This window comes from Maricaulis sp. (assembly GCF_030149235.1).
Taxonomy (GTDB): Bacteria; Pseudomonadota; Alphaproteobacteria; order Caulobacterales; family Maricaulaceae; genus Maricaulis.
In genome coordinates this window covers 1-9,413 of sequence record NZ_JASBRW010000040.1, presented here as the reverse complement: position 1 = coordinate 9,413, position 9,413 = coordinate 1, and the positions used below count along the sequence as shown (strand labels likewise).

The 9,413-nt window shown below is 61.8% G+C and carries 14 protein-coding genes and 1 tRNA gene; 12 read left to right on the top strand and 3 right to left on the bottom strand.

Annotated features, from left to right (window positions below; all coding sequences use genetic code 11):
* The 8 genes from rpoD to Q1V51_RS06120 all read left to right on the top strand — a co-directional run.
* Positions 1-702, top strand: a 702-nt coding sequence (rpoD, locus tag Q1V51_RS06155) for an RNA polymerase sigma factor RpoD (RefSeq protein ID WP_300554243.1), incomplete at its 5' end; no start/stop codon positions are given.
* Between the two features lie 135 nt (positions 703-837).
* Positions 838-1,662: a hypothetical protein gene (locus Q1V51_RS06150; protein WP_300554240.1), complete on the top strand. Its 825-nt coding sequence runs from the start codon at positions 838-840 to the stop codon at positions 1,660-1,662.
* Between the two features lie 45 nt (positions 1,663-1,707).
* A complete protein-coding gene (locus tag Q1V51_RS06145; RefSeq protein ID WP_300554237.1) occupies positions 1,708-1,947 on the top strand; it encodes a type II toxin-antitoxin system ParD family antitoxin in 240 nt (79 codons plus the stop codon).
* Complete coding sequence (locus Q1V51_RS06140) at positions 1,944-2,150, top strand: LytTR family DNA-binding domain-containing protein (RefSeq protein ID WP_300554234.1); 207 nt, start codon at positions 1,944-1,946, stop codon at positions 2,148-2,150. Before Q1V51_RS06145 ends, Q1V51_RS06140 begins: the two co-directional genes overlap by 4 nt.
* A 41-nt stretch (positions 2,151-2,191) precedes the next feature.
* Complete coding sequence (locus Q1V51_RS06135; RefSeq protein ID WP_300554232.1) at positions 2,192-2,791, top strand: SRPBCC domain-containing protein; 600 nt, start codon at positions 2,192-2,194, stop codon at positions 2,789-2,791.
* Between the two features lie 6 nt (positions 2,792-2,797).
* Complete coding sequence (locus Q1V51_RS06130) at positions 2,798-3,052, top strand: hypothetical protein (protein WP_300554230.1); 255 nt, start codon at positions 2,798-2,800, stop codon at positions 3,050-3,052.
* On the top strand, positions 3,049-3,471 hold the full coding sequence (locus Q1V51_RS06125; protein ID WP_300554227.1) for a secondary thiamine-phosphate synthase enzyme YjbQ: 423 nt from the start codon (positions 3,049-3,051) through the stop codon (positions 3,469-3,471). Before Q1V51_RS06130 ends, Q1V51_RS06125 begins: the two co-directional genes overlap by 4 nt.
* Positions 3,472-3,951: 480 nt before the next feature.
* Positions 3,952-4,830 (top strand): hypothetical protein, encoded by an 879-nt coding sequence (locus Q1V51_RS06120; RefSeq protein WP_300554225.1) that lies wholly within the window; start codon positions 3,952-3,954, stop codon positions 4,828-4,830.
* A gap of 1 nt (position 4,831) precedes the next feature.
* Here the strand turns inward: Q1V51_RS06120 and Q1V51_RS06115 are convergent, their stop codons facing one another.
* Entirely contained in the window at positions 4,832-5,677 is an 846-nt protein-coding gene (locus tag Q1V51_RS06115; RefSeq protein ID WP_300554223.1) for a M23 family metallopeptidase, read from the bottom strand.
* Positions 5,678-5,679: 2 nt separating this feature from the next.
* Positions 5,680-6,411, bottom strand: coding sequence for a hypothetical protein (locus tag Q1V51_RS06110; RefSeq protein WP_300554220.1), 732 nt, complete (start codon positions 6,409-6,411; stop codon positions 5,680-5,682).
* Between the two features lie 202 nt (positions 6,412-6,613).
* On the opposite strand from Q1V51_RS06110, the gene panD reads away from it, so the two are divergent.
* Positions 6,614-6,979 carry an aspartate 1-decarboxylase gene (panD, locus tag Q1V51_RS06105; protein ID WP_300554218.1) on the top strand — a complete coding sequence of 122 codons (366 nt, stop codon included), beginning with the start codon at positions 6,614-6,616 and terminating at the stop codon, positions 6,977-6,979.
* A gap of 9 nt (positions 6,980-6,988) precedes the next feature.
* On the opposite strand, the gene Q1V51_RS06100 is transcribed toward panD, so the two are convergent.
* A complete protein-coding gene (locus Q1V51_RS06100; protein ID WP_300554215.1) occupies positions 6,989-7,708 on the bottom strand; it encodes an SIMPL domain-containing protein in 720 nt (239 codons plus the stop codon).
* A 216-nt stretch (positions 7,709-7,924) separates the two neighbouring features.
* On the opposite strand from Q1V51_RS06100, the gene Q1V51_RS06095 reads away from it, so the two are divergent.
* The 3 genes from Q1V51_RS06095 (at position 7,925) to Q1V51_RS06085 (ending at position 9,407) form a co-directional block, all read left to right on the top strand.
* Positions 7,925-8,001, top strand: a tRNA-Ile gene (locus Q1V51_RS06095).
* A 228-nt stretch (positions 8,002-8,229) separates the two neighbouring features.
* Complete coding sequence (locus Q1V51_RS06090) at positions 8,230-8,433, top strand: hypothetical protein (RefSeq protein ID WP_300554212.1); 204 nt, start codon at positions 8,230-8,232, stop codon at positions 8,431-8,433.
* Positions 8,427-9,407 carry a metallophosphoesterase gene (locus tag Q1V51_RS06085; RefSeq protein WP_366522715.1) on the top strand — a complete coding sequence of 327 codons (981 nt, stop codon included), beginning with the start codon at positions 8,427-8,429 and terminating at the stop codon, positions 9,405-9,407. Before Q1V51_RS06090 ends, Q1V51_RS06085 begins: the two co-directional genes overlap by 7 nt.
* Positions 9,408-9,413 lie beyond the last annotated feature (6 nt).

Below are 9,413 nucleotides of genomic sequence, written 5' to 3'. Positions count from 1 at the left end.
GAGGCCAATCTGCGTCTCGTCATCTCCATCGCCAAGAAATACACCAATCGCGGCCTGCAATTCCTCGACCTGATCCAGGAAGGCAATATCGGCCTGATGAAGGCCGTCGATAAGTTCGAATACCGCCGCGGTTACAAGTTCTCGACCTATGCCACCTGGTGGATCCGTCAGGCCATTACGCGTTCCATCGCGGACCAGGCCCGCACCATCCGTATCCCGGTGCACATGATCGAGACGATCAACAAGATCGTCCGCACCTCGCGTCAGATGCTGCACGAGATCGGTCGCGAACCGACGCCGGAAGAACTGGCCGAGAAGCTCGCCATGCCGCTGGAGAAAGTGCGCAAGGTGATGAAGATCGCCAAGGAGCCGATCTCCCTGGAAACGCCGATCGGCGACGAGGAAGACAGCCATCTCGGCGATTTCATCGAGGACAAGAATGCGGTCCTGCCGATCGACGCCGCGATCCAGTCCAACCTGCGCGAAACCACGACCCGCGTCCTGGCCTCGCTCACTCCGCGTGAGGAACGCGTGCTGCGCATGCGTTTCGGCATCGGCATGAATACCGATCACACGCTGGAAGAGGTTGGCCAGCAATTCTCGGTGACCCGCGAGCGTATCCGCCAGATCGAGGCCAAGGCCCTGCGCAAGCTCAAGCACCCGAGCCGTTCGCGCAAGCTGCGGAGCTTCCTGGATAATTGATCCGCCGCCAGCGGCGGATCATCCCGGACACGTTCCGGGATCCAGACAAGACAGACACAAGCCGGGCTGGTTCAGCCCGGCTTTTTCTTTCTGCGGTGGTAGACTGGGTTTCTACACTCTGGTTTGAATGACGACATGATCGATATTCCTCGTCATTCCCGTGCTTTGCCCTCCGTTCCACCCGATTGGCAGCTGGTATCGGCGAACATCACGCTAGATCGAAAGCTCCTCGTGATCTTTCGGGACGCGGCACATCGCGGGCATATTTGTTCTCTGAACAAGACCGCCTGGGATGTTTATACGGTGATGGAAAACTGCCCGGCCTTTCCACTGATGGATCGATGTGCCGATGGGACCATATTGATAGCGTCGTCTCGGCGCAAACCGGGGCAGCTCAACGGGGCGGTGATCAGGCCAGACCATGTAGTCGAACCCATAAGCTGCGGTGACGCGATTGAGCACTTACAGCTCGACAATACCGGTAACGCCTGGATTGGCTATTTTGATGAGGGTGTCTTCGGAGCGGACCAGTTGTCACAACGCGGGCTGGTTCGATTGGGTCTTGAGGGAACGCTGCTGTGTGATGCCGGTGAGCCGATTGATGACTGCTATGCGCTCAACGTCAGCGAAGACCGCGTGTTGGCCTCTTGGTATTCGGACTTTCCCATCGCCGAGTGCACGTTGGAAATGACCGAACGGAACCGTCTCCCGCGGGCCCCCTATCCGATCAAGCGTCTCGCCTTCTTTGAAGACAAGCTGCTTCTTCAGGAAGCCTACAAGGATGGGCAATTCCATTTTGGCCGCTGGGTCCCGGCCGGCTGGGAGCATGAAGAAAGCCTAACAGCGGTTGAATTGTTCGGGTGCGGGATTGGGCAGCAGGATCGGCTGATTGCTCGCAGCAGCCAGTTTCATCTCATCAACACGGACAAGTGGATTTGGGTCGACATCGCCGATTTTTGACAAACTTTGCCATCAGACGCATCCTTTCCGCTAAAGGAGCGCCCCATGGCCACCATGAATATCTCATTGCCGCAAGCGCTGAAGGACTGGGTCGAGGCCAAGGCGGATCGCGGGCTGTATGCCAATTCCTCTGACTATGTGCGTGACCTGATCCGGCGCGATGTCGAGCGGCAGGAGAAGATCGAGGCTTTGCGCGAAGCCGTCGAGGAGGGTGAGCGCAGCGGGTTTCGCGAGATGACGGTGGCGGAAGTCCAGGCGGAGCTGCGTGCCCGGCGTACCAGGTGAGGGTTAAGATCACAGAGGTGGGGCTTCTCGCCGTGGAGGCGCTGGATGGCGCGCGGACGCACCGGTCCTGGTGGGTGGCCCGCGGCGCGGTCGAGAGCGTCAGGCGCACCAATGGCAAGGCCGAACTGACCCTGACCGGCAATATCAAGGCGCCGGTCAGCCGGTCTTTTGCACCGGCTTTGCGCGAGGCGGGATGGTTCTAGCCGCCGGGCCTGCCTAGAGTGATCGAGAGGGGGAGATCATCATGCACAAATTACTTCTGGCCGGCGCGAGTCTGGCCCTCCTGGCAGCCTGCAAACCGGACGTCGAAGCGCCAGCGACGGACGAGGCGGCCGATCCTGCTGCCCTCAATGGGTTCAGCGTGCAAGGTTTTCGCACCCAGATCGTGGTCGAGATCGATGCGGCGCGCCAGGACGTCTGGGACACCGCCACCGGCGATATCTCGTCCTGGTGGGATCACTCCTTTGCGCTTGAGCCCGCCGAGCTATTCATCGAACCGGTTCCGGGTGGGCTTTTCTACGAACGCCTGGAGGACAGCTCGGATGATGGCGCGGTGCACGCCACAGTGATCTATGTCGATGCGCCGGAGAGCCTGCGCCTGCACGGTCCGCTGGGCCTGACCGGGCGGTCCTATGACCTCGTTTCCAGCTGGACGTTGAGCGAAGCCGAGGGCGGCGGCACGACCTTTACCGTCGATCTTGCCATGCACGGCGAGATCGACGAGCAAATGGCCGGCGTGGTCCGCAATGTCTGGATCCATTTCATCGAGAACCGTCTCAAGACCTTTATGGAAAGTGGCTGCTACCTGGAGCCGGAGGCGCCGTGTGCGGCGTTCGGAGACTAGATCCAGATGTTCCGCCTGATACGCTTGGTCTGCTTTCCTGTCGCGCGTCGCATCGGCTGCTGGCCGATGGCCGTCTATTTCGCGCTGGTCGGCCCGCTGATCGTGATCCGGCGCATCGTCTATCCCTTGCCGGAGGACGCTTTGGCGCAGTTGCCGGTTTGGTTTTTCCCGGCGCTTTACGGTTTTGTGCTGATCGGCTTCCCGCTACTGGCCTATGTGCGCAAGGGGGGCTGGTATGACGTGCCGGAGCGGGGCCGTTGAGCATTCATTGTCACAGCCTGCAGACGAACGGCCCGGGGCTCTACGACTTCACGGCCGCGGCTGATGCGTTCCTTCGCGACCAAGTCGTCCATGAGGGGCTTCTTACGGTCTTTGTGCGTCACACCTCCTGTTCCCTGGTGATCCAGGAAAACGCGGATCCGGATGTGCAGAGGGACCTCAACGCTTTCTTCAAGCGCCTGGTCCCATCCGCGGACCACGCCTCCATGTCCTGGCTGCGTCATACGACAGAGGGGGCCGATGACATGCCGGCCCATATCAAGGCAGCTTTGACCCAGACCTCCATCGGCATCCCGGTCATGGACGGGCAGATGGCGCTGGGAACGTGGCAGGGGATCTATCTGTTCGAGCATCGCGACCGGCCGCACCGGCGCGAGGTGGTGCTGCATCTGAGCGCCTAGGCCCATCGAGCAAGCAAAGCCCAAAAAGCAAGAAGCAGGCTGCTTGGGCGGCAGCCTGCTTCGCTCGGGTATGAGACTTGGGGCTCCCATACCCACCGGTCCGGCGTGCATTAGCGAAGTGTTGGGCGCACTCCTGTCCCCCCGGCCCGGAAATGGGTGTACGGCTTCCTATTGGTTGTCTTGGACACAGACGCGGTCGAGCTCTTCGTCATCACCGTCTCGTCTGACGACGGAGCGGGGGCGATAACAAGCAGCAGTGCCAGACCGGCATAGGTCAGAAGGATTGCCGTCAGTTTCATCCGATCCTCTTGTCACGGCGGCCCGGCTGGCTCGCCATGAAGCGCGTAAGTGCGGATCCAGTTTTTAAAATATTACCGGGTGCGAGAAGGTGTATGTCACAACAATGGCGCGCACGGAGTTGCATGGGGTTGCACGCGAGTTGCACAGGCCCGCATCGCATGACATGTTCGAAGCATGAAGATGGACCATTTCTCAGACAAACTCGGCCTTGTCCTGAAGACCCTGGTGCTGAGCCGGACCGGGCTTGCATCGGCTCTCAATGTCGACAAGTCGTTGGTCGGCCGCTGGGCTGCCGGAACGGTTACGCCCTCCGAGCACAATCTGGCCAAGCTGACGCGTTACATCGCCAGCCGGGTGGATGGCTTCACCATGCTCGACTGGGAAAAGGACCTGACCGGCTTTGCTCGCGGTCTCGGTGTTGAGGTCGAGATCAGCGCTTCGGACGCGGGCACGCAGACGGGTTTGTTCCCGGCGGCGATCTACAAGGAAGGTCTGCGCGGTGCAGAAATGCGGGCCGAGGCCTATGAAGGCTTCTGGCGCACCACGCGTCCCTCCAGCGATGTGCCGGGGTGTTACCTGCGCGATATCACCATGGTGCGCCGCCGCGAAGACGGTCTCATGGGCTGGTATACCGGTGTAGAGGGTGAGCGATTTGAAGGCTGGTCGCTCTTGCTGGGGCACCAGTTTTTCTCCATCGGCTGGGACCCTTCACACGGCACGCTGATGTTCGCGATTTTCAATGGCGTTGCGCGGCAAAAGGCTGAGGTCGTGGAGGGCCTGTCCCTGGCCAATCTGCGCGATGCCGGCAGCTCCCCGGTCTGTTCCGCCTGCGTCATGGAGCGTATCGGCGAGCTTTCCGGCGATAGCGCTCGTGATGATGCCCATTTCGACGCCCAGGTGCGCGGCCTGGACCCGCTCGTCCCGGCCAGTGAGGTGCCTGAGGAAATCCGGGCTCACCTGGCTCAGACGATCAGCGATGAGGTGCCGGGCATGATGCGCATGCTGTTCACCACCTCGATGGCCCGCGGGCCGGTACTCGACCCGCTGGGCGCGAAATAGCCTAGCTGTCGCGACCGTCGAGCAGGCGCTCATAGCTGTCCACCAGGGCCATGTAGGGCGGCACATTGGTGTTGGAGATGCCGCTGCCGGTGTCGATCGCCATCTTGATCTCGAAATGCAGATGGATCGTGGTCGGCGTGCCTCCGAACTCGTTGGAGACATATCCCAGCCGCTGGCCGCGCACGACACGATCGCCCGGTGCCACGGTCAGGCTGGAGGCCTCCAGGTGGAGATAGGTGTAGCGCACGCCGCTATCGGTCATCAGGCGTACCGAGTAGGAACCGACCGAGGTAATCGTGCCGTCTTCCGTGGCGACGGCCCAGTGGATCGCGTCCTGGCAGGTGGCAGGGCGGATGTCCTGGCCCTGGTGACCGACACCGGCCGGACACATCGGCGTGGAATAACCGCGCGTCTCGCAGAAATTATCGCGCCAGGCATAGGCATAGTTATTGGCATTGCACTGGCCGCCGCCCGGTCCAAGATAACCGCCATGGCCGTAGACCTGGCTGTTGGAATAGGCCTGGCCCATCTCCATCGGGAAACGCATGGCCGGGGCATAATTGGGCTGGATTGTCTGCCCGGTGCCAGAGCCCGGCACGAGGTCACCCGGCGGCATATAACTGAATTCCACACCGGCTGCGTCGGTCGGGACGACCGGCTCGAGCTCGGGTTCGGGCTCGGGCTCGGGTTCGGATTCCGGCTCAGGCTCTGGGTCCGGAGCCGCTTCCTCGACCGCTTCGGGGTCGGCCGGCGGTTCCGAAGCCTCTTCGGCGGGCCAGAACACCATGGCCGCGATGCCCAGCGAGGCCACGATGGCGGCGAGGGTGCGTTCGGTGCTGGGAGACATGATTATTCTCCTTCGTCCGGTGAGCCGGCCACAATGCCGAGGCTGAGTGCCAGGTTGCGGGCATAATCGGGCTGGGTACAGCGCGGGTCGGTTTCCGGGTTGAAGCACTCCACAGTGACCGAATAGGCGGCGCCATAGCGATTGAGATTGACCTCAACGCCGCCTTCGGTGCGGGTGATCTGAAAACCGTCACCATCGCGGGTGCGCAGGCGTCTCAGCGAGACCGGGTCAGGTGCCTCGGCATGGGCGAGGCGGGTACCGAAAACCTCGATCAGGATGTCGGAACCGGTGATCGAGATGGTGAAGAAGTCCTCCTGCGGGAAAAGCAGGACCCGCGGTTCCGCCGGCAGGGCGAGAGCGGCGCGTGAGGGCATCAGCACGGGTAGCCGGGTCTGGTTGGCTCCGGCGGCTGCATCATTGCTTGGCTGCGGGTAGCGCTGCACCAGCGCGGTTACGGCGGTGGTGAAGTTGTTGTCCCGGGCGTTCTGGGCGCGGATGTCGGCGCGGACCTGGTCCCAGTCAATCGCCACACGGCGCGGATTGTCCGGCGTGGCCCGACGGGCGGGCTGCAGCGCAGATACGGTGCCGACGCGGTTTGACAGCTGCGCGGTTACAGTTCGCGCGGCGCGCAAATCCCGACTGTTGTCGGAGCGGCTCTGGGCATCAACGGCCACGGATCCGCTCATCACGGCACTGACGGCGAGGATGGTGGTGAGATTAAGCTGGTTTCGCATGGGCGCCTCCCTTTCCCAAGGATAACCCATGATTGCCGCACTTGCATGAATGCAGGATGAGAGGGGAAGTCAAAACCGGTTCAGCTTCACCGGGCGCTGCCTTCGGGCCGGCTGGGCAGGCTCGGCGGTGTCGCGTCATTGAATTTTGCCGCGCGAGACCGTATGTGCAGCCCACCTAGTGCGTAAGCAGGAGTTGAGCGCGATGCGTCTCACCATGATGAAAGCCAAGCTTCACCGGGCCGTCGTGACCCAGGCAGACCTGCATTATGAAGGGTCGATATCGATCGACACCGATCTGCTGGAAGCCTCCGGTATCCTGCCGAACGAACAGGTTGATGTCCTCAACATCAATAATGGCGAGCGCTTCACCACTTATGCCATCAAGGCACCGCGTGGCAGCCGGACGTTCGGCATCAATGGCGCCGCCGCCCGTCTGGCCCAGCCGGGTGACCGCATCATCGTGGTCGCCTACGCGGAGATGGAAGCGGCCGAGGCCGAGGTCTGGGACCCGACGGTCATCCTGCTCGACGAGATGAACAAGGTGGTCGAGGCCTCCGAAGCGGCCTGACGCTTTTCCTTAATCCTGGCGAATACAGAAATCGGCACTGACCGACGCGGTCAGGGTGAGCTGGCCGGCGGCGATCGGCGTATCGGCACTGGCCATGCGCGCCATGGCCATTTCCGGCGTGGCGACCGGGCGCGGTTGGCTATACCCCTCGCTCATGCGCAGTATGCCACAGAGCTCGAACCCGGCCGCATCGGCGTAGAGCTGGGCCCGCTCGAGCAATTGCGCCACCGCATCGCGGCGGGCCGCATTCATCGCGTCCTCGGTCTCATCCGCACCGAAGCTGACGCCCTGGATATTATTCGCCCCGGCAGAGACCATGGCATCGATCACCTCGCCGACCGCATCGATCTCATTGATGCGGGCGATGACAGTATTGCGGGCCTCATAGCCGACGATCTCGTTGATATAGGTGCCGGGCACGCGGCGGTCGGAGTAGACCGGGCTGACCGAGAGCTGGGCCGTCTGCATGTCCTCGGTCTCGACCCCGGCCCGGCGCAGAGCGGTGAAGACCCGCTCCATCAGGGCCGCATTGGCCGCAACCGCCTCGGCCGCGGTTTCGCCGCGGGTCACCGTGCCCGAGCGCACCGTGGCGAAATCCGGCGCGATCTCGGCCTGCGACTGCGCGCTCAGCGAGAGCTGCGGCACCGGCGTGGCCGGCAAGGTCTGGGCCGAACAGGCGGGCAGGGCAGTCAGGGCCAGGGCGGAGGTGGCCAGAAGCGTGCGGATCATCCATCTTCTCCAAACATCGAACCGATTTTGCGGTTCACACTAGACGCGCGACCGGCCTGCGTCATGGGCAAACCGGTCCGATGCGCCCACAGGTCGCACGGCGGGCCTGCACCGGACATGAATGCCCCAGCCCCCAAGCCGTCGCATTTCTCCCTGCACGCCCGTCTTGGCCTTGGCGCCAAAGGAGGCTAACCCTGTGCCTTCTTCCAATAGAGCGGGCCTGTAGCTCAATTGGTTAGAGCCGGCGGCTCATAACCGCTTGGTTGGGGGTTCGAGTCCCTCCGGGCCCACCAATTCTTTCAGTGGCTTATTGGATTTTCCTCCCTTTAGGGACTCGGGAAATTCCTCTTGGGGTTCTGCTGGGGTTCCAAATGGAAGGCCCGTCCTGCAGTTGCGCTTGGGCGCGGGTCCCGATAAAATAATTATGTTGCCTGCGGGCAATATCCCCAAAAACTTGGATCCGGTGCGTTGCGCCGGGGTGGCGCTGACGGTGACCGGTCCTTCATCGAAGGAAATTTGTTGTGTCAGAAAAATTCGAACCGCCCAAAATCAAGAACCTTGGCCTACCGGCACCGGGAGAGCCGGGGTGGGGACACTTCGTGGCGGCCTATTGCCACCGCATCTGGTCGATGGAAGCCCAGCTGGCTCACCATTATGCCCTGGAAGCGGCCAAGAAGGTTGAGGCCGACCTGCAAGCTGAAAAAGACAAGAAGGAGACATCCTGATCCTCGACTTAACTTCACAAGACCGGATCGACTTCATCGGTGATATTCACGGGCATCACGCCGTGCTTGAGACCGCATTGGACCGCCTTGGCTATCAAAACCTCTCCGGGATTTGGCGTCACCCTCAAGGGGTGAAGGCGGTATTCCTTGGCGACCTGATTGATCGCGGGCCGGCCAATATCGCAGTCGTGGAAACCGTCAAAGCCATGGTCGAAGCCGGTGAGGCGATTTGCCTGATGGGCAATCATGAGCTCAATGCGATCCACTTCTCGACCCCGGACCCGAGCAATGAGGGGGCGTATCTCCGGGCCCGGTCAGACAAGAACCTGCGCCAGCACATCGCCTTCCTGTCCGAATATCATCGAGATCCGAAGAAGGCAGGCTTGCTTCAGGAGCACATCGCCTGGTTCAAGACACTGCCGCTTTGGATCGATCATGACGAGTTCCGAGCGGTTCATGCGTGTTGGAGCCCGAAGCACCTGGAGCGCTTCTCTGCGAGTGAAAGGGACGGAGGCGATCGTTCGAAACAGTTCTGGCTACGAACAGCGCGGGCTGGTGACCGGCATAAGGATGCCGTTGAGGTGTTGCTTAAAGGCGCGGAGTACAAGCTGCCGCCAGGCGTTTCCTATCGCGATAAAGACGGAAACGAACGAACGGTCGCGAGGCTGCAATGGTGGGGCGAGCAACAGGACTGGCGCTCGACTGTCTGGGCTTGGGAAGAGGTTTACCAAGAGCTAGAGCAGCACAAATTTGACGCTCAACGAGGCCGGTTCGATGACAATGATGAGCGGCCTGTCTTCTTCGGGCACTATTGGGTCCCGCCGCGACGTGGGCAGCCGTGGATCGTGGCGCCGCCCAAGGCCGTCTGTCTGGATTTCTGCGCGGGTTCCGGTGGGCCTCTCTGTGTCTATCGCTGGAGTGCGGCCGACCTCGGGCTCGACGCGGCCAACCAGTTGCTATTTCGGAATATTTGAGGACTG